Below are 23961 nucleotides of genomic sequence, written 5' to 3'. Positions count from 1 at the left end.
AATTTTTAAAATTTAATTTGATGGATGAGGATTTTAAATTGTTTACTTTCTGATACATAAGTACAAAAATAAAATGCTGCAACATCTTTTTCCGTAGATGTGAACGTGAATTTCGTTCTCCTAAGATAATGCTAAATAAATACTTACCATTATTTTCTATTTAAAAATATTTTAAAATGTACAAATCTGAAAACAGATATGTTGAAAAACAGGATTTTATATTATGTTCTCGTTTTACTCAAATTATATTACAATTTTGTGATTGCATCATTTATCAATTTTATATTGCTCTTACTCACCCCATAACTTTTAGATAAATCTACCCACCTGTCTAGTGCATTCTTCGTTTGCTCAATTATATGATCTATTAAAGCTTTTGAAAGTTTAGCATCTTGGCCTAATTTGACGAGATGTTTTAAGGTAATATTTTTACCTTGCCCAAGAACCATGGTACTTTGCTCTCCACCAGGACCGCTTGAAAATGTTATGTCGTAGGCTGGAGAAAGTTTCCATTCACCTGCTTCATTCATTAAAAAACTAAAGTTTTTTGCGTGATCATCTCGATTATGAGCCATAATATTGAAGATTGCCAAGCGATACATTTTTTCAACCTCGCGAATATCCTTGGTCAATGTGCCTGTCAGGTTGAGCATATCTTCATAATCAATCGAAGGTAATCTGAAATTGCTGTGCAGCAAACCACTGACAGTATGCATATGTAGTTTTTTATTTCCCTCTCTGTCGAATCTTTTTACCGCAAAATATCCGCTACCTTTTTGAGAAGAGAATAAATGCACTTCAGGCATCGCTATACCAGCTTCTGTCGCCATTAGTGCATATACATATTCAATGGCTCCCGAATCAGGACCATCCTGTGAATTGGAAAATTTCACAATCCAATGTTCAAAGTCCTCATTTAAGTCTTTAACTCCATAGGAAATGTTTTTACGATTGCTATCTATCCCAATGAGTGCTTTTGGTCTCGCACCAGCCGATGAACCATTCAATGCCAAAAGTTCAGTAATCACTTCTCCTGAACTTCCTTCAAGAACACTTTGTGTTTGTTCTGCTAACTGATCCAGATCGATTAAGTCTTGTGACACTTCAGTACTTTTATCCGGTTCATAAACCAATGCTCCCATACCATGAATTCCCACATTGGCAAGTCGATCTAAAGGTGAAACATCGGATGGCATCAATCCCTGACCTCTGATCATACGGTCAAACAATAATCTTCCCCAGCCATCCGGCAAACTATCACTGAATACACCAGCCAGCCCATCAAATGGCGTAGATGGCAGTTCTACCAAATCTCTTTTTAAAGGTAGTCTAAACGGAGATATTTCAAATCCGTCGTTAACAAATTCGTCATCGTATTGGAAATAGATCATACCATTTCTAATGGCAAGACGTCCGACAGATTGAATCCCTAAACCAAAGTCTAATCCAACTTTTATTTCTGTAACAGTTTTGATCATTTTCGTCGACCTCGTTTTATTATTTTGTTCTCATTATCTTTCAAAACATCTTCTATTGAATTAAAGGTCGGTTTTTTTGGTTCAAGACCATTAATTAATTCTTCCAGCCCGCCGACCACCATCAGCAGTTTCAGAAAAGAATCCAAAGAAATTATTCCTTTTTGCTCAAATTTTCGTAAGGTTGAAAGTGGCACACCTGAACGCTCTGCCAACTCTTCTTGAGTGAGTCTCATTAATAATCTTCTGTCACGTACATTATTAACTAATCTTTTTTGCGCTTTTGAAAGTGAAATAAATATCATTATTGTATTAATTAACAATAATATTTTTGAATAAATAACATTATTGTATTACAAATATACAAAATACTAATGGATTTTTCCTGTTTTTCTAGAATGATTTCTACTTTCGGAAAAGTTTGGCTATCAACTTCATAAAAATAAATATCCGATGTCACAACGAAAATTTATTCTGAAGAATATTAGGAAATTATCAAAGAAGATATGAATGACTTTATCACATCTCCAACTCGGTAAAAACAATTTCCAGTATCAAAAAATTGCTTTAAAAATACCTTATGTGATCATTGTCATAGCATTCAATATACATTTTATACTTTTTTTGAAAGGCTGATAGTACAAAATTGGATGTCTTGAATCACCATTCACAAATAACAAAAATATATTCATATGAAAAGAGACGGAAGTAATTTAAGCTTTTGGGAAACCAAAGCTGAAAAAAACAGATTCCAAAATATGATCAGACTAGTTACAATAGAAATATCATTGGAGCAGGAATTACAGAAATCACATTAGCAAAAGAGCTGCTATATCTGAGCTAAAAATTAACGAAACTACTTCATAAGTTTATATTGCTTGAATGAACTTGAATTATAAGAAAGTAAGAGGTCATGGAAGATCATCATCCACATGTATTGAAAGGCGGTCAAGGTTATTTATCAGAGCCGGAAACTTATAGAGATCCCATCAGAACTATGGAACAATCGGGTATGAGAAAATGGGTTTTCCCTAAAAAACCTAAAGGCAGATATACCAATTACCGAAATATGGTGGCTTACAGCCTGCTGTTCTTTTATTTTGCATTACCTTTTGTTACGATCAATGGCAATCCTGCTTTACAGCTCGATATAATCAACAGACAGTTTTACATTGCCGGTCAGCCATTCTATCCGCAGGATTTTTTCATCCTTACAATAGGTGCTATTGTATCGTTGATATGTATTATTATTTTCACCATTGTATTTGGTAGAATATTATGCGGCTGGATATGCCCACAGACGATCATTCTGGAAAATATATTTAGGAAAATTGAATACGCTATCGAAGGTGACCGAAATAAGCAGATGAAACTTGACCGGCAGGAATGGAATTCTGAAAAAATAGGAAAGAGAGGATTAAAATGGACGATCTATGCGACATTATCTCTCATATTTACTCACATTATGCTCATGGATATTGTTGGATATAAAGAAGTGTTCAGGATTGTGCTCGATGGGCCATTTGAGCATCCCAACAGTTTTATTGCTATGACTTTGTTAACTGCCGTATTTTATTTTGTTTTCACATGGTTTAGAGAACAGGTTTGTACCTTGGTATGTCCGTACGGAAGTTTGCAGGGAGTGCTTATTGATAAGGAAACGATCAATGTATTTTATGATTTTAAAAGAGGCGAAAACAGATCAAAATGGAGAAAAGCCGAAGACCGAAGAGCAGCAGGAAAAGGAGATTGTATTGATTGTTATCAATGCGTAGTTGTTTGTCCTACAGGAATCGACATCAGAGACGGGCAGCAACTGGAATGCGTGAACTGTACAGCGTGTATTGATGCTTGTGATGAAGTTATGGATAAGGCAGGTTTACCAAGAGGCCTCATCCGATATGCTTCGGAAAAAGAAATAGAATCCGGAGTACCTATGAAATTCAGTGCGAGAATGAAAGGCTTTATCGTACTTTTGGTTGCTTTGCAATGTTTTCTGGGATATCTGCTATACAGCCGTTCTGAAATGGAAACCAAATTTATTAAGCCTGCAGGAAGCACTTTTTTTATACGGGACGGAAAGATAACAAACACCTACAATTTTACTTTTCTAAACAGAACCAATGAAAAGAAAGTTGTTACCATCAGAATAATAGAACCTCAACATGGTGAAATAGCATTGAGTGCATCAAGTAAAATATCTGTTGAAAGAGACAAAATTGTAAAAGGGAACCTCAATATCAGCTTTCCTGAAAAACAAATGAAACTCTCGAAACAGAATATAGAAATAGGCGTCTATGATCAGAAGGAGAATCTTCTTGACACGTACGAAACTTATTTTGAAGGACCATTTAAAATACAGTTTTAAAAACTAACAATAATAAGGCGTACAATTGCTATAAAAGGGTTTCTGACTGCAAAATTAATTATGATGTAAGTCATAGTTATTAGATATAAGGTGATTTATCTTTGATATAAAGGCAATTTTAATCATTATATCTACAGCCTAAGTTAAAAAATTTTAAGTTATCATCTTCCCCATCAAACGTGAGTTATCAATCGTATAAAATGTGGATGTATGCCCTACGAATTAAAAACAAACGCATGATTTTAGTAACAGGTGCTACAGGAGTTCTAGGCAGGGTCATCGTCCTGGAACTTTTGAAAAAAGGAGAAGCTGTGAGAGCATCAAAAAGACTTCAAAGTGATTTGTCAGATGTTCAGCAAAGTTATTATTGGTATACCCCAGATGCAGATTTCTATTTTAATCAGATAGAATGGATCACGATTGATTTTAATAACAGGCAGTCGCTACACAAAGCACTGCAAGGGGTAACTGAGGTTTATCATTGTGCAGCAAAAGTAAGTTTTGATCCTAACGATGATGATGAGGTTTTAGAAACCGGAATCATAAGCACAAGAAATCTTTTAAGTGCATGTAGATCTATGTCTGTAAACAAATTTTTATTTGTAAGTTCTGCTGCTGTTCTTCACGTAAATAAAGATGAAATAGAACAACAGATTAAAAGAGATGATCATTGCAAAAAATATCCTGCGTACCTAGTCAGTAAATACATCTGTGAGAAACTGGTAAGAAATGCTGATAAAAAGGGACTGCAGACTATTATTATCAATCCCGGGATGATTATCGGAAGTGGAAACTGGAAAAAAGAAAAAGAGCAAATGCCTGACCTGTTTATAAAAAGTAGATTTACATTCTCAGGAGGCACATCTTGCGTTGACGTTCGGGATGTGGCAACAGCTGCTATACAGCTGATGGAAGAAAATATAGCCGGAGAAGCCTTTTGTGTTTCGTCAGAAAATGTTCTTTATAAGGATTTAGCAACACATATAAGAACAATTACAGGACAACACCAACCCATTATTTGTTCTAAAACTTTTCTTAAAGCAATAAAGCCATTAAAAATATTTGCTGCTCTTCTGGTAAAAAATGCAAAATTTTTAACTGATGAAAATATTGAATTTGTTTCTTGCATACAGTATGATAACAGTGACAAATTAAGAAGTACCATTCAGCAAGAATTCTATCCCATATCAGACAGCATCAATTTTCATTACAGAAATTATATGTTTTTCCAAATGATGACGTCAAAAACAATGTAGAGTGGCTATTCGCTTGAGGTAACAAGTTTTTCGATCTTCTGGAGTCTATTATTACTTTTTATCGATCCAAGCATTCATATATTCCCTGTTCAATTTTGCAATGTTATCCAATGAAATATGTTTTGGACATTCTACTTCACATGCACCAATAACTGAGCAGTTGCCAAAACCTTCTTCGTCCATCGCTTTTACCATATTGAGCACCCTTCTTTTTCTTTCAACCTGACCTTGTGGCAGAAATGCAAAATGTGAAACCTTGGCTCCGACAAACAGCATCGCAGCACCGTTGGGACAAGTGGCTACACAAGCACCACAGCTTATACATGCCGCAGCATCCATTGCCTGTTCGGCATCTTCCTTATTCACCAAAATAGCATTTGCATCTAATGTATTTCCTGATGTATTCACAGAAATAAAACCTCCGGCAGCCATTATTCTGTCAAAAGAGCTTCGGTCCACAACCAAATCTTTGATCACCGGAAATGCCACACTCCGCCATGGTTCGATAATGATTGTCTGGTTATTGGTAAACATTCTCATATGAAGCTGACAGGTGGCAATTCCCGTATCAGGTCCATGTGCTCTTCCATTGATGTAGAGAGAGCACATTCCACATATTCCTTCTCTACAGTCGTGATCGAATGCTATAGGTTCTTTATTCTCATCGATCAATTTGGCATTCAGAGTATCCAGCATTTCTAAAAATGAGGAATCAGTGGAGATATCTGAAATCGTATACGTTTCAAAACCGCCTTTTGTCCGGCTGTTTTTTTGTCGCCAGATTTTAAGCGTAAGATTTAAATTATGTTTGTTGCTCATGCTATTTTTATTATTATTTATCTTGACCCTAAAGTATTGGGTTTATTATTTTTCTTATCGTTGGTTGGAGACTCCTCGGTCTTTCTTGAAAAAGTCGTAGAATCATTGTTCATTTTTGCCTGTTCTGAATGTGGTACAGCCGACTTTCCAGATGATCTTGTACAATATTAAATTTCATGCGCGCTCATTTTTGAAATTCAGATTCAGATTCAGATTTAGTGTCTGATTCTGATCTGATTTCTTCATCGTCCAACGGCGCCCTAACCTGCTCTCTTTTATGTTTTTTTGTGAAAATATATAAAACGATCGCCAGAACCATGAGCATAACACTGATCGTGGATAAGACCTCGTACATTCCATAATGCTCCTTATCCACCAGTAATATTGAGGTGACCATACTTTTCATAGATTAGATTTAGTTGTTTGAAGCGGTTTTAATTTCAGTGGTTCTGATATCAGTCCCAAGTCTTTGGAGATATGAGATCAATGCTATAATTTCTTTTTTTTCGAGTTCTCCCGGTGGTCTGGTAGAATAGTCGCTTTTAAGGTCGGGCGCTTCAACGAAAATATCTTCTACTATTTCTGCTGCCTGATTATCTGCCCATCGATCGGCAGAATCTATTTGAGCTTTGGTGTAAGGAACATCGAATACATTTTTCATCAATTTAATTTTATTGATCATACCCGAACGATTCAAATTGTTAGAGATCAACCAGGGATATCTCGGCATAATAGAGCCCGCAGATGTAGATCTTGGATTGTACATGTGTTTGTAATGCCATGAACTTGGATTTCTTCCACCCTCTCGATGCAAATCGGGTCCAGTTCTTTTAGATCCCCATAGAAAAGGTCTGTCATAAATAAATTCTCCGGCTTTAGAATACTGCCCGTTTTTACCATTGAAGCGAATAATTTCATCTCTGAAAGGTCTTACCATTTGGGTATGACAGGCATTGCATCCTTCACGAATATAAAGATCTCTTCCTTCAAGTTCTAATGGTGAGTAGGGTTTTACTGCCGAAATAACAGGAACCGATTTGTCCATCGACAGGGTTGGAATGATCTCAGTAATACTTCCGATAGAAATTGCCAGGAGAGACAAAATACCCATCAGAACCGGCATACGCTCAAGCCACAGATGAGCTCCCTCCCCTTCTTTACGTTTGTTGCTGATCGTTGACAGCGCAAATGCTTCTGCAGGCACATTTTTCTCAAAAGAACCTTTTCTGACTGTGGCAACCAAATTAATCACCATCAATATTCCTCCGGTGAAATACAATAATCCACCTACAAAACGTAATTGAAAATAGGGAATAATTGCCGTTACCGTATCGAGCCAGTTTTTCCACAGCAGAGTACCGTCAGGATTAAATTGTTTCCACATAAGCCCCTGAGTGAAACCTGAAATATACATGGGTATTACATAAAAAACAATCCCTAATGTACCCAAATAAAAATGCAAATTGGCCATTTTCACTGACCAGATCTGTGTACGCCACAAAATAGGGATCAGGTAATAAATAACACCAAAGGCCATAAAACCATTCCAGCCTAATGCACCGACATGTACGTGACCTATCACCCAATCGGTATAATGTCCTATTTTATTAATGTTTTTAGTCGCCAGAAGTGGTCCTTCGAATGTTGCCATCCCATAGCAGGTTACTGCAACAACAAAAAATTTCAGGATAGGATTTACTCTTACTTTATCCCAGGAACCACGCAGGGTTAAGAGCCCATTAAGCATACCGCCCCAGGAAGGAGCAATGAGCATGATCGAAAATCCTGTCCCGACCGCCTGAGCCCATGCAGGTATTGAGGTATATTGCAAATGGTGCGGTCCTGCCCAGATATAAACAAATATTAAAGACCAGAAATGAATAATGGATAGTTTATAAGAAAATACAGGACGGTCTGCTGCCTTTGGTAAAAAATAATACATTAATCCGAGTACCGGTGTTGTAAGAATAAATGCAACAGCATTATGCCCATACCACCACTGTACCACTGCATCTTTTACTCCTGCATACACTGAATAAGATTTCCAGCTTGTATAATTGAGCGGGACTTCAAGATTGTTAAAAATATGGAGCATGATAAATGCAATCCAGGTTCCGACATAAAACCAGATCGCCACATATAAATGTCTGACTCTTCGTTTAGCAATCGTCAGAAACATATTAAGTCCAAAAGCAATCCATGAAAATGCAATTAAAATATCAATCGGCCATTCATGTTCTGCATATTCCTTCGAAGTATTGATTCCCATGAAGAAGGTGATATAGGCTGCTACAATCATTAACTGCCATGACCAGAAATGAATCCATGAGAGTACATCACTGTACATTCTGGTTTTCAATAATCTCTGAAGAGAATAATATATCCCTACAAATACATTATTGCAGACAAAAGCGAAAATCACACTCGTGGTGTGCAGCATCCTGATTCGCCCAAATCCGAACGCTCCCTGGGTATTCATTAATCCCTGAATATTTTGTGCGGAAAATGATCTGATGGTCGCATCATCTGTTCCAAATAAAAATTCCGGAAGTTCAGGATAAAAAAGCAGAAGAGCAGCCGTTAATCCAAAGAGAAATCCGAAGAGTGAGAATACAACAGTAGCATATAAAAAGGCTTTGACAATTGTATTATCATAACTAAACTTTTGCGGCTCCATAAAACGTTTATATTTTTTAGTATTACAATTTTAAAGGAATACGGTGAATTTCAAATAATGTAATTTGAAGAATGTTTATTATCAGTACTTTTCAATGATGCGGTGAACCATCAGCAATCCCACCGCTCCTGCTATAGTTGTACTTACCGGTCCTATTTCCCAACGGTTATCAGTCGCTAAAACAATAGTTGCTGATATGAATCCTCCGGCGACAGCACCGATAACACCGAGTATAATGGTCAATAACCATGACGCTGCCGAATAATCTCTTAAAATTAATTTGGCTATTATTCCTACTACAATTCCTACAAAGATCCATGCTAAAATTTCCATAATGCAATTGATAATATTGATTAATACTTATTCTATTTATTACCTGCACATCAACAATATCTGATATGCTCCGGCTGAAGTGATCGTATCAGAGATTAAAATATGTACTTTACCGTTCTTAAACTGAGATACAATTAATTCTTCTGACATCTTTTTTTTACCTATATATTCAAAACCTTCTTGCGGTAGGTCATTTTTTAGTTTAAAAACATTTTCGGCTGACCTGTCGACAATACTGAGTACATTAGCACAACCTTTCGAATCTCTGATGACCGTAACCACAAGCAATTGATCAAGCTGGTCACTGTCATTTGTATACACTCTCTGATTATCATCTTCAACATCTTCCACACGCTTAAACTTATGCTGGTTTACCATGAGATTATCTAGATCATCAAACGTATGCAGCCCGATCTTATGAATCTGAGCCACATTCAGTATCTGAGCAGTAATGCTGCTACATATCAACATAAAAATCAGAAGCAGATATTTCATACAAATAAGTATATTAATAGTTTTAATGATTGAATATTACTGTGCATTTGACTCTGCACGCTGGTCAGATTTTAAAATATAATGAAGCTTCAACTGACCTAAAAACTTTTGCAAAATGTGCTCACAATAATATAATTTGACCGTAAGAGAATCTATTTTATCATCTAGTTCCAGCTTATCTGAAAAAATGACTTTTCCGCGATATAATATTGAATAATAGGCATATATTCCATACATGGAGTTCCTTTCCGGTGTACAATAGCCAGAGGTCGCAATACACCAGTCACTATCAAACATTTTGGAAGCATGACGCCCCATTGTGTCTGCTACAAAGCTGGATACACAGTTTGAGTTTTTTATTTCGGAAATATCTACCTTCAGCAACTTGACGATTTTATCGGGAGTGTGAACGGTAACACCACCTTTATAAAATAATTTGGAGTTGGTCATTTCAGAAAATGCAACCTGCAATAAACCAGCGGTCACACTTTCGGCAATGGAAATTGTCTCATCGCAGTACATCAACTGTTCGTTGATTTCTTTTAAAAGTACCGTATTAAATTCCATGAGTAATTTTTATTGATGATTTTATAAATACCTGGTTGTTGGGATCCGCCTTTAAGTTCTAACCTTTATTTCTTTAATTGAAGCCATACATTACTTTCTGTATGGCTTCTTATTAAAGAAAATGAATAGTTATTAATCTTCCTGCTGTGCATCAAAATTAATATTCGTCTCTGCGATTTCCGTCAGATTGTAATCGGTATCTTCTTCTTCCTGTAGTGTTTTATCCAACAGCTCTGCAGCTTTATCATGACCCATCGTAATGGCAAGCTGAACAAGACCACCATAGGTTGCGATCTCATAATGTTCTACTTTTTGAGCTGCAATAATAAGTGCTGCATCTCTGGTCATAGAGCCTTCGTCTGTTGATTGAATAACTTTTTCACCTTCTTTAATCAGACCGTCCATCGCTTCACAGGTTTTCTGCTCAGGAGTTTCATTGATCAATGTAAATACTTTATCTAAACGGCTGATGTGTTTTTTGGTCTGAAGCTGATGATCTTCAAATGCATCCTTCAGTTCTTCTGTGGTTGCAGCATCGTGCATGGTCTGTAGAGCGTCTATTAATTTGTGCTCAGCGTAATAAATATCTTTTAGAGCATCTACAAAAAATTTATGCAACGGAGCATTTTTCATTTCTCTCTCTTTTACAGTCGCATTTCCCATTTCCATTTTTTTATTTTTATCTGTTGCAGACGTTGTGCTGTTTTCGGGTGTTTTAGTTGCCATATTTTTTAGGGTTAAATAATTAAAAGGCTGCCTCTCTTTCCAGAGGCAACCTGAAAAAAGAATTATGAATTACGTTTTCCTCCGAATCCTGATCTTCCGGATCCTGATGATCTTCCGCCTCCATGAGAAGCCTGACCTCCCATTCGTGCGATTCTTGTTCGTTCAGCTTTACTCATTGAAGCAAATCCTCTTCTAGATGTTCCGTTTCCAGAGCCGGAATTAGAGCCTCTGCCTGAACCGCCGCTGTTTCCGGATCTTGAACCTGAACCTGAATTTCCCTGACCAGATCCTGATCTGCCGGATCCTGAAGATCTTCCGTTACTGTTACCGCTGCCTTTTGGTCTTCCTGGATTATCATGTCTTCGGTCATAGTTATCATTATCTGACGAACCATGGGATCCACCTCTTCCACGGGATCCGGAACCTGATCCTGATCTTCCTGAATTTGAATTTCCTCCTCTTCCCGAGCCAGAGCCTCCTCTTCCGCTGCCAGAACTAAATCTTCCCTGGCTGTCTCTCTGCTGGTTTCCGTTATTGCTTCTTCCTCTTCCTCGGCCTCTGTTGTCATTATCATCATCGTCTTCATCATCATCGTAATCATCATCATCGTAATTATCATCATCGTAATCTTCGTCTTCTTCGAAATAATCTTCATAATCTGAGAAATCGTCATCGTAATCCTCATCTTCGCTACCATCGCTATAGCCATGCTCATAGCCTAACTGGTATGCCTCTTCAAGCATTGACTGATCATCATCAGATGAATTTCTACCGGAATTTCTGTTGTTTGAATTTCTACTGTTCATAACATTTACTTTTTTTAAATTAATATATAGTGATTTACCATAGTCCGTGACTAGTATTGGACTACAGTGGGTTTGGTTATATTTTGGGGCATAGTGTTACCATCATACTGTAAAAGAATATGAATATTGATGCTTAGAAACAGTACTTTACTGAATCTTAGATTAAGAAAATGCTTATTTTATGGGCGAGGATTCCCGCTCACTGAATCATTCGTATTAAGATCTGTACTATCGGGAGCAGTCTGCAAAGGCGGAGTTATCGTATCCGCAGAATTAGAATTTACACTCATTGTGTCCTCCGTATTGGAGATCGTATCTGAAGCGGATGGAGATGCCGTCTGAACTTCTTTTTTACAACTAGTTACTGTCACAAGCCCTAGAACAAGGACTGAAAAAATTAATGCTTTCATATAATTTAATTTGGTTATTCAAAGCTATAAAGTGAGCAAAAAAAATCCTATGACGATGATCATAATGAGTTAATATTTTTATATCTTTTTGTATATCAATTCTTTAATTACATAATTTTTTTTAAAATATTATTACCAAGATCTGAATTTCACAATATATTTCACTAAAACTGGGCTTATTCAGTAATACAAAATGTTTTCGAATGTAGAAATTTGGAATTTTAAAACTCAATCAATGCATCCGCAAAAGCCTTCCATTGAATCTTTGAAATTCCCACCATACCACCCAATGCAATTGCTAAGTTCCTTGCCTGATCCACAATATTTGCATCCATATTGGGCGACTCATTACGTCCGTATACGCCTATCTTTACAAAATTTAAACCTCGTGATATTATCATGGTAGAAGTTGCTTCTTTCGTATAGAAATGTGCAGTATGTGCATTATTTTTTCCGGGTATTGTTGAGGGTTTGCATTCCAGAAGCAAAAACTCTGAAATATCACCATCATCAAACTGCATTTCATAGATATCAGTAATCGTAACCCAATCAAAACCTCTTGCTTCAAAATTTCCGGGGCCGGGAATATCAATATAATCGAGTAAAGACTGTTTCACTTCCATGAGAATATTTTTTACAGTATGAAGTACTATAAGGTATATTTGTCTTTATCGCTAAACAGATTGTTGTAGACTGTCGCAGAACCAAAGTCGTAAGATTGTGAGAAAATAGTTGGATCTTTAATTTCCAGATCCTTCACTCTATTGCAGGAAAAATTACCCTGCAAATGTAAAACAATTGCTTTCATATTATTATATTTTATGGTTTGGTTGTATCGCTGGTGTACGAATCTGCATTTGTGTTTATGTCATTCCTTATTAGGCATTGATCTGCACATTTACTGGATCGAAATTAAAGAATTGATCTATTAAAAAAAATGATTCAGATCACATTATCACAAATTCTGACCTTATTTTATATTACTTCTCCATGATCTTTTTCAGTAACAGGGACGGATCTGAGATCCCCGCCTGACCTACCATAGATAATGAAAAAAGCAGATAAACAATATATAAGAAACTCATACTCATTCCGATAATACTGAGCGTTCTTCCTGTCTGTAAACTATCAAAATTTTTATCGTTCTGTTTATTCTTTTCATAGACTTTCTTTTCTTTTCCATATAAAATAAGAGCGACCATCCCGGTAAGAATTCCCGGCACTCCATAGCAGCAGCAAAGTGCGACCGACGAAATCCCGAGTACAAGTACGGCAGTGGCATAAGGTGATTTGGAGTCTCTCATTATTAAATTGATGTTTATAGGAAAAAGATTACAAAATGAAGTGAAGTCACAACGAACTGTCAGAATATTCTGATTTAAACCTGTATGATTTTTTTCTTCTGATGCGGATCAGGTAGAAAACATTTTTGGGCAGAAAGTTTCATTCTGTTCCGTGAAACCATATCATATAATCTGTCACTGATAGATTTTGGAAGCAACTTTCCTATTTTGAGAAAAGAGTAAATGCCACCTAGAAGACCTGCAATCTCTAGAACTGCTTTAGATTTGATTAAATAATTTCCATCAGTCTTCAAAAGATACAACGTATTGAATTGTTGGGTATCAAGACCTCGTTCTTTTAAAAATCTTTGTCCAAAATCAGATTGCAGTGATGAAAACAGAAATTTGTCTTTCAGATCCCGTTCCAAGATCCACTGCACCCAGAAGTTACAGACTCCGCATTCGCCGTCAAAGAATACGATATTTTTATTTTTAAATTGCTCTTCCATTTGCGATGTATTTTAATCCCTAACTGCAAATATATCTATCAGTACATGATAACCTATTTTGCAAAGCGCATTCTCAAAGTTAATAGATTTTAACTCCCTATTAAATGACTTTAGTCATAAATGTTTCTGGATAATATGAGATCAAATTTTCACTGATCAATCAAGTCTTGTTTTAATAAAAGATCTTACCATTTTTAATGATCAGGACCTCCGATTTTTCAAGTCGTTTGATAGCACGTATTGCCGTTTCAATACGAAGTCCGGTTAGTGAAGCCAACTGTTGTCTGGTATGCGGGATTTCAAATGAAAATTTTCCCTGATCTTTCTGGGTTTCTTTTAAAACATTAAATAACTCCGTCAATCGTTCTTCTGAATTTTTGCTTGATATCTTGCGCATCAAAAGCGATTTTTCATACGCTCTTTCCGAGAGTGTCTTAAACATATCTATGATAAGATCCGGGTGATCTTGTAGTAATTGAAGAAATTGGTTTCGGTTTAATTTCAGGATCAAACATTTTGTGAGTGCTACTGCATTTACAGGGTAAGGTTTCCCTAAAATGAGCATTGACTCCCCTATACATGTTCCGTCTGAAAAGATATTCTGAATAAACTCCTTGCCATCTTCATTATAACTATTAAGTTTGACTTCGCCTGAAACAATTTGATAATAGAATTGAGGCATCGCAGCTTCCCGAAAGATATAGTCGCCGGCTTGGTATTCTTCTTCTATTGCTCCTACTGAATGCAGAAGTTGTTCTACGATAGACATAATTTAAGTTTCTGTTGGGTTTACTGTTTTACATTATTGTTCGCTCGACCAAGTTTGTCTTTGGTTCCTTGCAATCTTAGCACAGTTCTGTTTAAATTACACTTTGTGCGACAATGTAAACAATAATGAAGCTCAAAGATAAACGTATCAGCGATGCTTAAAGTATGACCTAGATCATATTTTTATTTTACGCCAACTCAGGACTTATCCCAGCCACTAAAAAATATCATCGCTTTCTTTATTTGTTTGCTTATTAAAAGACCTTTTCATACTTATATTCGGCTGTTAGAATGCTAGAATATAAAAACCGAATGGCTTGGTTGTGATCGTAAATCAGAATTTTTAAAAATTGTATATTTGTGTACTTTGCAGGTAGCTTTACAATGAGCACTTTCAAATTTCAATCGGTAATTATGGTGATACAGAAGGAATTGCTCAACACTTTTGGAGCAGAAACTATTACAGTACAGAAGTCGCAATTTCTGTTTGAAGAGAATACTTCTTCTGAGTATTACTACCAAATCGTGAAAGGAAAAATAAAACTCACAAATTCCAAGACAGTAGGAGGTGAATTTATTCAGAGTGTTCATGAAGATGGTGATTCGTAGGTGAAATTTTTCTTTTTTCCAAACACATTTACTCTGTTAATGCCGTTGCGATGGAAAACTGTACATTGTTACGGTTAAAACGCAATAAATTTCTTCAGTTGCTGGAATCGGATTTTGAAGTTCAAATGAAGTTTCTCCATAAAATTGCCGACAGGACTTATTTCAGTTATATATTTCTGAATAGCCTGACTTCAGAAGATGCCGCGCACCAGCTCTTAACCTTATTGAATTATTTAAAATCCAAAAATACTAACAAAGAGCCCTATTCTTACAAAATTCCTTATACCCGAAAAGAACTTGCTTCGTTGACGGGTTTGCGGGTTGAAACCGTTATCAGGACATTAAAGAAAATGGAGAATAATGCTATCGTTAAGATCATTAGAGGCAGAGTTTACTATTAATACGATACTATCCTGTCATATAAAATTGACTTCAGGAACAGACCATATACGAAGCAGAAATCAAAAAAAAAATCCCACAAAAAAGTGGGATTATTAAGCAATTGGAATATTAATTATTTTACTGCATTCTTAGCTTTCTCAGATTCCATCAAATGATGCTCCAAAGCCGGAAGCGTTTTAGTTGCAAATCCTTTTAAAGAAGTTTCAGAACCTTCAGCAGCTTGTTTTTTAAAATCAGCAATAGTCTTGTTATGATCGGTAACCATAAGGTCAGTGTACATACGATCGAATTCTGCTCCTTTTTTTGCCTTCAGCTCATCATATTTCTTCTGTTGATCAGCATCTACATTGGTCGGCAAAGTGTAGGCATTGGCTGCCGCCCACTGTTTTAACTCTTCATTCGCTTTACTATGATCTTTTACCATCATTTGCCCCAAAGCTTTTACGGTTGCATTGGTAGCATTTTTTGCTGCGAGTTCCCCGGTCATTACTTCCATCATTCCTCCTTTTGCAGCTGCATCAGCAAATTTTTTGTCCTGATCACTGAGGGTCGTTGTTTCAGCAGAGGTTTGCGCTGTCGTTGTAGCAGTGTCACTCGTCATAGACCCTGAATCTACAGAAGCAGACATTTCAGTATTGTCTTGAGAATTGTCAGCAGCTGTTGTTTCTTTTTGTTACAAGCTGTTACTGCGGCAACTGCTAAAAGCATTACAATTGATTTTTTCATAATAAAATTTTAATAGGTTTGATATTTTTTAATGATTGTTGTTGATATATAAGATTTATTTTGGGAATGGCACCAATCGTGCGTGCTGCATTTCAAATCTCTTCGAAGGTACATTGGTACTGTCTGTAAGCTCCGAAAATTTCGCATTCATAATCCATACTTTATCTTTTGCCATGGCAGCTGTAGAAGGATAAGTAAATCGATCCGCCGCTAAAGTGGACGCAGATAGTTTTGCCGAAGACCAGTTATCTTCTGAAGTCAGTTCATAAATTTTATCACTTCCTCCGTTTTGCACAACGACAAGTTTTTGGTTTCCGGTGAGTAAAAGTCCGTCACCGTTTACAAAAAACTGATCGATAATGACCTTGGTGATGTTTTTCGGATTCTTTAGGTCGATTTTATAAATTGCCCCCGTTCCGCTGTTCACGGTGAGCAAATAACCAGATGGATGATAAACAATTCCGTTAAGGCCTATTCCTTCTGTTTTAAACATCGGACTGTCCGCAAAAACTGAAGCCTGACCGCCCGGTGTTACTTTATAAATCACATTGGAAAAACTATCGGTCACATAGGCATTTTTCTGATCGTCAAAGGTCAGATCATTCACAAAATGATTTCCCTCAACTAATTTTGACAGATCGATATCATCTGTTTTGTTTCCTGTAGCCATATCGATTCCTACCAATCTTGCCATTTTTTTCCGGGTATCCGGAGACGTAAATTTGCTGTAATTAGCATCGCCGACACAGACAAACAAGCGTTTACCGTCAGGATGAACTTTTACTCCATAAGTTGATTTGAAGGAAGGATCATTGATCAGCGAACTGTAAACACCTGCAGGAGTAACTTTCCCAACGCTTCCAAGTCTGGCTGATGACACAAAATAAACATCAGATGCACTGACATAGGCAATTCCTTCGGGATACGTTTCGGGAGCATTAAATTCTATTCTTGCAGTGGGCTGGTCGGGAATTGCAGATGCACATCCTGCCATTAATACACATACTATTAATTTTTTCATAGTGCTTATTTTTGCTTAATACTGTAAAGAACGCCGTTGGCATCGTCAGAAATGTATACCGTACCAGATTTTGAGATCGCTATTCCTGCCGGTCTTCCGAATCTGGTTTTACCTTTAAGAAAACCAGTCAGAAAATCTTCTTCGCCGACCGGCTTTCCATTAGAAAACTTGATTCGCTGTACTTTAAAGCCAACAGGTTTGCTTCTGTTCCATGATCCGTGCCAGTTAATCAATGCATCTCCACTGTAGGGAGATCCAGCAGGGAAAAACTGAAATCCTAAAGGTGCCATATGCGCCTGATATTCAGCTGTAGAAGGCTCCGTTGTTTCTACCCATTTTTCTTTGCTGTTTCCTGCCGGATCTTCACGGGTTTTATCAACCTCTTTTTTAGCATAAGCAAAAGGATATCCATAATTTTTACCTTCTTTAATATTGTTTAATTCTTCAGGCGGCCAATCATCTCCTTTTGCATCGCCTCCGTTATCCATTCCCCAAAGTTCACCGGTCTGCGGATGCCAGTCGAAACCTATAGTGTTTCGAAGTCCTGATGCGAAAATCATTCGCTTCCCTGTTGAAGTATCTACCTGTACCATGGTAGCAGCCTCGCGGTCAGACTCTTTACAATCATTACATAGCGTTCCGATTGAGATATAAAGCTTACCATCAGGTCCGAAATCCATTGTTCTGTTCGGATGCTGACCTGCGCTCGGCATATCATTAAACAGCATTTCTTTGTCGGAAAGTGTACCGTCTGGATTAACCTTATATCGGCGTAACTCATTATTATTACACAAATACATCAATCCATCCTTCATCGTAATTCCGTGAACGCCTTTGAATTCTGCAGCTACAGTTTTTATTTCCTCAAATTTACCGTCATTGTTTAGATCCTTCAAAAGCAATACATCTCCTGTATCTCGCCTTGTTATGTAGAGATTTCCATTGGGAGTATGATAAAGCATTCTTGGTTTCCCCAGACCGGAAGCCGCTACTGACACCGTCCATCCTTCGGGAACCTTCAGAAGATTCACCATTTCAGGAAGGAAATCAAGATGTTCAGGATAATTCGTGGAATGGGTAATTTTGGTTATTTCCTTGGGCGGAATCCCTCGCTGCGCAGATGCTGTGGCAAACACAAAAGCAGTGACGATAGGAACAACTTTAAAAAAATATTGATTGTTCATCTTTATTGGTTTAAAAAACATCAAGCTGCACAGTGCAGCTTGATGTAAGGTTATTTAATCGTTATCCTCCTCAGCCGCTTCAAAATTGATAGAATTATATGCAGATTCAGTAAGCAATGCGTCTGCTTCTTTTTCTTCTGCAAGAGTTGCTTCAAGCAGGGAAGCAATTTCGTTTTCGCCAAGCGTATTTGCAAAGGCAACCAACGTTCCGTATGACGCAATTTCATAATGCTCGATCTTCTGTGAAGCGGAAATAATTCCCGCATCTCTTACCGGGCCGGCTTCTGTTTCTTCCATAATACTTTCCCCTTCTTTGATAAGACCTTCCATGGCATCACATTTTTTACCACGGTTTGATTCTCCAAGAATTTCAAAAATCTGATCCAGTCTCTGAACTTGTCCTTCGGTAACTCTGACATGTTCTTCAATGGCTGATACAAGTTTAGGTTCGGTTGCATTTTTAGCCATTTTTGGCAAAGATTTCAGTAATGCTCTTTCTGCATAAATAATGTCTTTTAATTCATCAATAAACAGTTCTTTAAGCCCTTCAGCTGCGGAAGATTTAGCGGTTACCTTACCTGCTTTCTTATTCTGGTTGTCTGTCTTTTTCATACTATATTGTTTAATGGTTTATATTTAAATATTATCGATTTGTCCGTTTCTTTCTTTTTCAAATTGCCAGACTCTGTGATTGGCGATTGCATCAATAAATAAATCATCTGCATCAGAATTATCTGCTGATATCACTCCCGGATCATCGTGCTTAATTAATGCAACATCTGTTAGATTTTTCAGCGTGTCAGTATCTGCTCCGAAATAAATTGCTTTACAATGACGAAATGCTTCATTGATGAAATCAACGGTCATATTTTTATTTCCCGGTCTCACAAAACCTGCTGCGGATTCTGCTCCGCCACAAATATATAATGCATCAAAACACACACTTGATGTTGTAGATAACGCATGATCCGGAATATAAGCCTGACCCTGGGATGATTTTACGGGCGCTACAGAATCTGCGATATACTGAACAACTGCGCCCTGCCCTTCTAATTTTTCAATTAAACGGTCGGTAGAAGCAGCGTCAAATCCATCGGTCATCATAAAACCTATGACACGGCTTTCAATCGTATTTTTAACAGTATTTGCCATGCTTAAAGCGTCAGAGAACTTCGTTACAGGTTCGATTTCTTTACTTTGAAGACTTGCAGGATCTGCATCGGCGGGAATACTCTGATTGGGCTGATCAAGAATTTTCACTTCAACTCCCAAACGTGACGCAACATCATTGGCAAGATCTTTATCAACGAAAGCCAGCTGACCCACCATTCTCTCACGGATTGCCGGAATGGTTACTTTTGAAAGTTCAAAAACCAATGCATTTTGAAGGTGTGTTTTTTCAAATGTTGACTGACTGTTGTAAAATAACTTTGCCTGCGAATAATGATCTACAAAACTCTCACTTCTTGCTCTTACTTTGTGACCTTCTACACGCTCTTCCTGAGAAGCAAAGCCACCATCTTTCATCATTGCCTGAAATGGGCATCCGCCACCTATCGAATTAGGTTCATAACTTACTTTTCCTTTAGCGATTTGCTGACGCATATGACCATCTCGCTGATTATTGTGAATGGTAGTGATGGATCTGTTGATCGGGATTTCATGGAAATTAGGTGATCCCAATCTGGTAAGCTGAGTATCTGTATAAGAAAACAGTCTGCCTTGTAAAAGCGGATCATTACTAAAATCTATCCCAGGAACGATATGACCCGGGTGGAATGCTACCTGCTCGGTTTCGGCAAAGAAATTATCGGGATTTCTGTTTAAAGTAAGTGTACCTACCAACTGAACAGGAACAAGCTCCTCAGGAACCAATTTTGTAGGATCCAATAGATCAAAATCAAAAGCATGTTCATTTTCTTCAGGAATTAGCTGTACACCGAAGTCCCATTCCGGAAAAGCTCCGTTTTCGATAGCTTCCCAAAGATCACGCCTGTGAAAATCAGGATCGTTTCCTGAAATTTTCTGAGCTTCAGGCCAGGCTACTGAGTGTACTCCTAATCTTGGCTTAAAGTGAAATTTCACAAAGTGTACTTTACCTTGTTCGTTGACAAATTTAAATGAATGAACACCAAAGCCTTCCATCATACGGTAGCTTCTCGGAATGGCACGGTCACTCATCAGCCACATGATCATGTGTGTGCTTTCGGGCATCAATGAAATGAAATCCCAAAAAGTATTATGTGCTGAAGAAGCCTGTGGAATTTCATTGTCGGGTTCAGGTTTTACGGCATGGACGAGATCCGGAAACTTGATGGCATCCTGAATAAAAAAAACAGGAATGTTATTCGCCACCAGATCATAAACTCCTTCTTCTGTGTAAAACTTCACGGCAAAACCTCTGACATCACGCGCTAAATCTGTACTTCCTCTGCTTCCTGCAACGGTAGAAAATCTTACAAATACAGGAGTTTCCTTATCTACATTATTTAAAAATTTGGCTTTGGTATACTCTGCGAGGCTTTTGTTTAATTTAAAAACTCCGTGAGCTCCGGAACCTCGTGCATGTACTACTCTTTCGGGAATTCTTTCGTGATCGAAATGCGTGATTTTTTCTCTAAGAATAAAATCTTCCAGAAGAGAGGACCACGCTCACCTGCTTTCAGTGAATCCTGATTGTTATTAATTTTCAATCCCTGATTGGTTGTCAGTAATTCGTTGCTGTTATCTGTGGTGTGACTTTGAAGTTGATCACGCTTCGAATTTGATCCTAAACTTTCATTTTCCATAATATATTGTCGGTGTTAATTGTCTTATTGCCTGAACTGCTAACTACTCTTGTATTCTAAACAAGTTTTTATTGCCGGATTCGAAATTTTGTACGTAATGTATGAGACTGATGGTAGTCTGTATGATGACCTCCAACAATTAAAATTTAATTCAATCCTTCAATAAGGAATTCGCAGAAAATTTCCTGTGAGATTAAATTTAATCATTGAAAAAATCCTGACGCTAGAAAAATTTGAATGTATTGTTGTAGAAATGATTTCCTTTTGCACCGGAAAACAGTAGGCCTATTTCCGAAAGTAGAATAATAATTGCTCATAATAACAGTTCTTTGATGTGGTATATATCAAAAGTACAAGTTCATCGAAAACTATCCTATGACCCTAATCATATTGATGAGATTTATTCAACTTCCTGAAAAATTAGTAAGAAAGATTTTGCTTTCCTGGAGTAATGAGATGATGCCTTTCTATTTTTAGGCAATTAAATCTTCAAGGATTGGTATTAAAAGTAAAAAAAACTTTACCAGTTGCCTGAATTGATGTGATCAGATGATGTTTTATGTTCGGGAATGATTTGTAAATATTAAATCATGAGTCCGCATTTAGAATCAATAAAAAATTTTGCCGTTGAAAATTTTTACGATATGTTCCCGTTCCATACGCTTGATTACCCTGATAACCGTTTCGACTCTTAACCCTGTTAGCGATGCAATTTCAAGACGTGTGTAGGGAATCTGATACGCATACTGCTCTGTTACGTTATGATAATGCTTCAGACAATCTATCACACACAGTACCTTATTAAAAGGATTGTTAGAAGATAAATTATTGAGCATTATATACCGGTAATGCATTCTCTCTGAAGTGTAAAGATAAAGGTTGAATAAAATATTTTTGTGACTTTGAACCAACTCAAAAAATCTTGAAGTATGAACCCTGATAATCTCTGTATCAGACATTGCTATTGCATTGACAGGATATGGTCTTTCAGAAAATATGAATGTCTCTCCAAGGCTGTGTCCTGCTGAAGGGAGACTGTGAATAAATTCCTTGCCCTCCTGATGGTAATTATTGATTTTTACATTACCTTGTTTTATTTGATAATAAAATTTGGGTGTTTCCGACTCTCTAAATATAATATCATTTTTGGCAAAACTTACTAGTTCTCCTCCATATCGAAAGAGTAAATCTTCATCGACTAACATACTGTAAAAAAAAATTAATGAAAAATTATGTACAAACTTTTATAGTAAATACTGCAAAACATTATATCACTGATTGTGTACATCCAACGATTCAAATATAGTAGGATAGGTGATTTCTTCTGTATGATTAAGATCATAGCATAATAGTACAGACTCAAATATCACGTAATCAGCAGAATAATTTTCAAAGATTTCAGAATAAGTTTTGTGTTAAATAGATGTTCCGCAGCAAAACCAAAAAAACAGATGAGACGACTACCATCAGAAGACCATATCAATATAAAATCCTTCTTATGGTAAGAAGGATTTATAGATAAACAGTTCTTTTAAGCACAGATATTAATCGCATCCAGCGAATCTTTAAAGTCACTCAAAACCACCCATCAGAAAACTTTTAAAAGGATTGATGTTGGAAGGCAGAAAATCATTATTGAACATACTCTTCCCTGCTTTTTAATTTTTTGAAAAGTGACAGTGACTGGGCCACCACCTGATCCATGTTGTAGTATTTATACGTTCCCAAACGGCCTGTGAAAAATACATCAGGAAGATCTTCTGCAAGTTTTTTATACTGATTGTAAATTTCCTGATTCTGTTTCCGCGGAATCGGATAATAAGGATCTCCCTCGGCTGTAGGATATTCGTAAACGATGGTGGTTTTCTCGTTTTTTTGTCCGGTTAAAAATTTAAACTCCGTGATTCTTGTATATAAATTGGAGGTCGGATAATTCACCGTTCCTGTGGGCTGGTAATTTTCCTGATTCAGGGTTTCAAATTTAAAATCAATAGAACGGTAAGGCAGCTTCCCGTAACAATAATCAAAATATGAATCGATCGGACCTGTATAAATCAAAGTTTTAAAAGGAATTACATCAACAATATCCCGGTAATCGGTTTGCAGCATGATGCTGATGTTTTTGTGCGACAGCATCTTTTTAAACATCTCTGTATACCCGTTTTTAGGCATTGCCTGAAAAGTATCCGTAAAATAACGGTCATCCTTATTGGTTCTGGTGGGAACACGTGCCGTAACCGAAGCATCCAGTTCTGAAGGATCAAGATCCCACTGTTTTTTGGTATATCCTTTAAAAAATTTCTCGTAAAGCTCTTTCCCCACTCCATTTAATACAACATCTTCGGAGGTGAGAATGGGATTTCGTTTCTCAGCTTTTGAGGCTAAAAAATCTGTAACCTCATCTGAAGTTAAATTTTTACCATACAAATCATTAATTGTTGTCAGGTTAATAGGAATGGGAACCAATAAACCGTCTACACTCCCTAAAACCCTGTGCTCATAAGGTCGCCAATCGGTAAATTTTCCTAAATATCTAAACACATCTTCGGAATTGGTATGAAAAATATGAGGTCCGTATTTATGAATCAGAATGCCGTCTTCGTTGTAGTAATCGAAAGCATTTCCTGCAATGTGATCTCGCTTGTCAACAATTAAAATTTTCTTTCCTTCTGAAGCCAGACGCTCTGCCAACACGGCTCCGGCAAAACCGCAGCCTACTATTAAAAAATCATACATAG

Annotated in this window: 30 protein-coding genes; 5 read left to right on the top strand and 25 right to left on the bottom strand. The window is 37.0% G+C overall.

All coding sequences use genetic code 11. From position 1 onward, the window contains the following. Positions 1 to 248: 248 nt before the first annotated feature. Complete coding sequence (locus tag ACZZZA_RS10040; protein ID WP_463431424.1) at positions 249 to 1478, bottom strand: type II toxin-antitoxin system HipA family toxin; 1230 nt, start codon at positions 1476 to 1478, stop codon at positions 249 to 251. After that, positions 1475 to 1780 carry a helix-turn-helix domain-containing protein gene (locus tag ACZZZA_RS10035; protein ID WP_463431423.1) on the bottom strand — a complete coding sequence of 102 codons (306 nt, stop codon included), beginning with the start codon at positions 1778 to 1780 and terminating at the stop codon, positions 1475 to 1477. The genes ACZZZA_RS10040 and ACZZZA_RS10035 overlap by 4 nt, the downstream gene beginning before the upstream one ends. A 387-nt stretch (positions 1781 to 2167) precedes the next feature. Here ACZZZA_RS10035 and ACZZZA_RS10030 point away from each other — a divergent pair, with 387 nt between their 5' ends. The 3 genes from ACZZZA_RS10030 to ACZZZA_RS10020 all read left to right on the top strand — a co-directional run bounded on the left by ACZZZA_RS10030 (position 2168) and on the right by ACZZZA_RS10020 (position 5099). After that, positions 2168 to 2293, top strand: a complete 126-nt coding sequence (locus ACZZZA_RS10030) for a hypothetical protein (RefSeq protein ID WP_463431422.1) — start codon at positions 2168 to 2170, stop codon at positions 2291 to 2293. Positions 2294 to 2388: 95 nt separating this feature from the next. After that, positions 2389 to 3843: a cytochrome c oxidase accessory protein CcoG gene (gene ccoG, locus ACZZZA_RS10025; RefSeq protein WP_463431421.1), complete on the top strand. Its 1455-nt coding sequence runs from the start codon at positions 2389 to 2391 to the stop codon at positions 3841 to 3843. A 236-nt stretch (positions 3844 to 4079) separates the two neighbouring features. Next, positions 4080 to 5099: an NAD-dependent epimerase/dehydratase family protein gene (locus tag ACZZZA_RS10020; RefSeq protein ID WP_463431420.1), complete on the top strand. Its 1020-nt coding sequence runs from the start codon at positions 4080 to 4082 to the stop codon at positions 5097 to 5099. 51 nt (positions 5100 to 5150) lie between these two features. Here the strand turns inward: ACZZZA_RS10020 and ACZZZA_RS10015 are convergent, their stop codons facing one another. The 14 genes from ACZZZA_RS10015 to ACZZZA_RS09950 all read right to left on the bottom strand — a co-directional run bounded on the left by ACZZZA_RS10015 (position 5151) and on the right by ACZZZA_RS09950 (position 14493). Then, positions 5151 to 5918 carry a succinate dehydrogenase/fumarate reductase iron-sulfur subunit gene (locus ACZZZA_RS10015; protein WP_463431419.1) on the bottom strand — a complete coding sequence of 256 codons (768 nt, stop codon included), beginning with the start codon at positions 5916 to 5918 and terminating at the stop codon, positions 5151 to 5153. 184 nt (positions 5919 to 6102) lie between these two features. Then, the gene (locus ACZZZA_RS10010; RefSeq protein WP_463431418.1) at positions 6103 to 6324 is read right to left on the bottom strand and encodes a hypothetical protein; all 222 of its coding nucleotides are present in this window, start codon (positions 6322 to 6324) and stop codon (positions 6103 to 6105) included. Positions 6325 to 6333: 9 nt separating this feature from the next. Then, entirely contained in the window at positions 6334 to 8595 is a 2262-nt protein-coding gene (ccoO, locus tag ACZZZA_RS10005; protein WP_463431417.1) for a cytochrome-c oxidase, cbb3-type subunit II, read from the bottom strand. Positions 8596 to 8676: 81 nt separating this feature from the next. Next, the gene (locus ACZZZA_RS10000; protein WP_463431416.1) at positions 8677 to 8928 is read right to left on the bottom strand and encodes a GlsB/YeaQ/YmgE family stress response membrane protein; all 252 of its coding nucleotides are present in this window, start codon (positions 8926 to 8928) and stop codon (positions 8677 to 8679) included. Between the two features lie 39 nt (positions 8929 to 8967). Next, complete coding sequence (locus ACZZZA_RS09995; protein WP_463431415.1) at positions 8968 to 9423, bottom strand: hypothetical protein; 456 nt, start codon at positions 9421 to 9423, stop codon at positions 8968 to 8970. A 36-nt stretch (positions 9424 to 9459) separates the two neighbouring features. Then, positions 9460 to 9990 (bottom strand): CinA family protein, encoded by a 531-nt coding sequence (locus ACZZZA_RS09990; RefSeq protein ID WP_463431414.1) that lies wholly within the window; start codon positions 9988 to 9990, stop codon positions 9460 to 9462. A gap of 132 nt (positions 9991 to 10122) precedes the next feature. Continuing rightward, on the bottom strand, positions 10123 to 10716 hold the full coding sequence (locus ACZZZA_RS09985) for a YciE/YciF ferroxidase family protein (RefSeq protein WP_463431413.1): 594 nt from the start codon (positions 10714 to 10716) through the stop codon (positions 10123 to 10125). Between the two features lie 62 nt (positions 10717 to 10778). Beyond that, positions 10779 to 11522: a KGG domain-containing protein gene (locus ACZZZA_RS09980; RefSeq protein ID WP_463431412.1), complete on the bottom strand. Its 744-nt coding sequence runs from the start codon at positions 11520 to 11522 to the stop codon at positions 10779 to 10781. A 179-nt stretch (positions 11523 to 11701) separates the two neighbouring features. After that, positions 11702 to 11893: a hypothetical protein gene (locus tag ACZZZA_RS09975; RefSeq protein WP_463431411.1), complete on the bottom strand. Its 192-nt coding sequence runs from the start codon at positions 11891 to 11893 to the stop codon at positions 11702 to 11704. 260 nt (positions 11894 to 12153) lie between these two features. Further along, the gene (locus ACZZZA_RS09970) at positions 12154 to 12555 is read right to left on the bottom strand and encodes a hypothetical protein (RefSeq protein ID WP_463431410.1); all 402 of its coding nucleotides are present in this window, start codon (positions 12553 to 12555) and stop codon (positions 12154 to 12156) included. Between the two features lie 26 nt (positions 12556 to 12581). Next, positions 12582 to 12740, bottom strand: coding sequence for a hypothetical protein (locus ACZZZA_RS09965; protein WP_463431409.1), 159 nt, complete (start codon positions 12738 to 12740; stop codon positions 12582 to 12584). 172 nt (positions 12741 to 12912) lie between these two features. Continuing rightward, positions 12913 to 13236, bottom strand: coding sequence for a CCC motif membrane protein (locus ACZZZA_RS09960; protein ID WP_463431408.1), 324 nt, complete (start codon positions 13234 to 13236; stop codon positions 12913 to 12915). A gap of 74 nt (positions 13237 to 13310) precedes the next feature. Further along, positions 13311 to 13724 carry a thiol-disulfide oxidoreductase DCC family protein gene (locus ACZZZA_RS09955; protein WP_463431407.1) on the bottom strand — a complete coding sequence of 138 codons (414 nt, stop codon included), beginning with the start codon at positions 13722 to 13724 and terminating at the stop codon, positions 13311 to 13313. 172 nt (positions 13725 to 13896) lie between these two features. Further along, complete coding sequence (locus tag ACZZZA_RS09950; RefSeq protein ID WP_463431406.1) at positions 13897 to 14493, bottom strand: Crp/Fnr family transcriptional regulator; 597 nt, start codon at positions 14491 to 14493, stop codon at positions 13897 to 13899. A gap of 413 nt (positions 14494 to 14906) precedes the next feature. Here ACZZZA_RS09950 and ACZZZA_RS09945 point away from each other — a divergent pair, with 413 nt between their 5' ends. Both ACZZZA_RS09945 and ACZZZA_RS09940 read left to right on the top strand, forming a co-directional pair. Then, complete coding sequence (locus ACZZZA_RS09945) at positions 14907 to 15101, top strand: hypothetical protein (protein WP_463431405.1); 195 nt, start codon at positions 14907 to 14909, stop codon at positions 15099 to 15101. A gap of 50 nt (positions 15102 to 15151) precedes the next feature. Next, entirely contained in the window at positions 15152 to 15502 is a 351-nt protein-coding gene (locus tag ACZZZA_RS09940) for a Crp/Fnr family transcriptional regulator (RefSeq protein WP_463431404.1), read from the top strand. 113 nt (positions 15503 to 15615) lie between these two features. On the opposite strand, the gene ACZZZA_RS09935 is transcribed toward ACZZZA_RS09940, so the two are convergent. The 9 genes from ACZZZA_RS09935 to glf form a co-directional block, all read right to left on the bottom strand. Further along, entirely contained in the window at positions 15616 to 16131 is a 516-nt protein-coding gene (locus ACZZZA_RS09935; RefSeq protein ID WP_463431403.1) for a DUF4142 domain-containing protein, read from the bottom strand. Next, positions 16116 to 16211: a hypothetical protein gene (locus tag ACZZZA_RS09930; RefSeq protein ID WP_463433752.1), complete on the bottom strand. Its 96-nt coding sequence runs from the start codon at positions 16209 to 16211 to the stop codon at positions 16116 to 16118. The genes ACZZZA_RS09935 and ACZZZA_RS09930 overlap by 16 nt, the downstream gene beginning before the upstream one ends. A gap of 73 nt (positions 16212 to 16284) precedes the next feature. Continuing rightward, positions 16285 to 17250: a gluconolaconase gene (locus ACZZZA_RS09925; RefSeq protein ID WP_463431402.1), complete on the bottom strand. Its 966-nt coding sequence runs from the start codon at positions 17248 to 17250 to the stop codon at positions 16285 to 16287. Positions 17251 to 17255: 5 nt separating this feature from the next. Beyond that, positions 17256 to 18434, bottom strand: a complete 1179-nt coding sequence (locus ACZZZA_RS09920) for a PQQ-dependent sugar dehydrogenase (protein ID WP_463431401.1) — start codon at positions 18432 to 18434, stop codon at positions 17256 to 17258. Between the two features lie 54 nt (positions 18435 to 18488). Next, positions 18489 to 19046 carry a YciE/YciF ferroxidase family protein gene (locus ACZZZA_RS09915; protein ID WP_463431400.1) on the bottom strand — a complete coding sequence of 186 codons (558 nt, stop codon included), beginning with the start codon at positions 19044 to 19046 and terminating at the stop codon, positions 18489 to 18491. Positions 19047 to 19070: 24 nt separating this feature from the next. Then, a complete protein-coding gene (locus ACZZZA_RS09910; RefSeq protein WP_463433750.1) occupies positions 19071 to 21020 on the bottom strand; it encodes a catalase in 1950 nt (649 codons plus the stop codon). After that, positions 21005 to 21223, bottom strand: a complete 219-nt coding sequence (locus ACZZZA_RS09905; protein ID WP_463431399.1) for a hypothetical protein — start codon at positions 21221 to 21223, stop codon at positions 21005 to 21007. The genes ACZZZA_RS09910 and ACZZZA_RS09905 overlap by 16 nt, the downstream gene beginning before the upstream one ends. 608 nt (positions 21224 to 21831) lie before the next feature. Continuing rightward, positions 21832 to 22428: a Crp/Fnr family transcriptional regulator gene (locus tag ACZZZA_RS09900; RefSeq protein WP_463431398.1), complete on the bottom strand. Its 597-nt coding sequence runs from the start codon at positions 22426 to 22428 to the stop codon at positions 21832 to 21834. A gap of 427 nt (positions 22429 to 22855) precedes the next feature. Then, positions 22856 to 23959 carry a UDP-galactopyranose mutase gene (gene glf, locus ACZZZA_RS09895; protein ID WP_463431397.1) on the bottom strand — a complete coding sequence of 368 codons (1104 nt, stop codon included), beginning with the start codon at positions 23957 to 23959 and terminating at the stop codon, positions 22856 to 22858. Positions 23960 to 23961: the final 2 nt, after the last annotated feature.

Source organism: Chryseobacterium sp. AC405b, assembly GCF_979258685.1.
The sequence above is the reverse complement of the archived record's forward strand: the minus strand, read 5'-3'. Positions and strand labels throughout refer to the sequence as shown.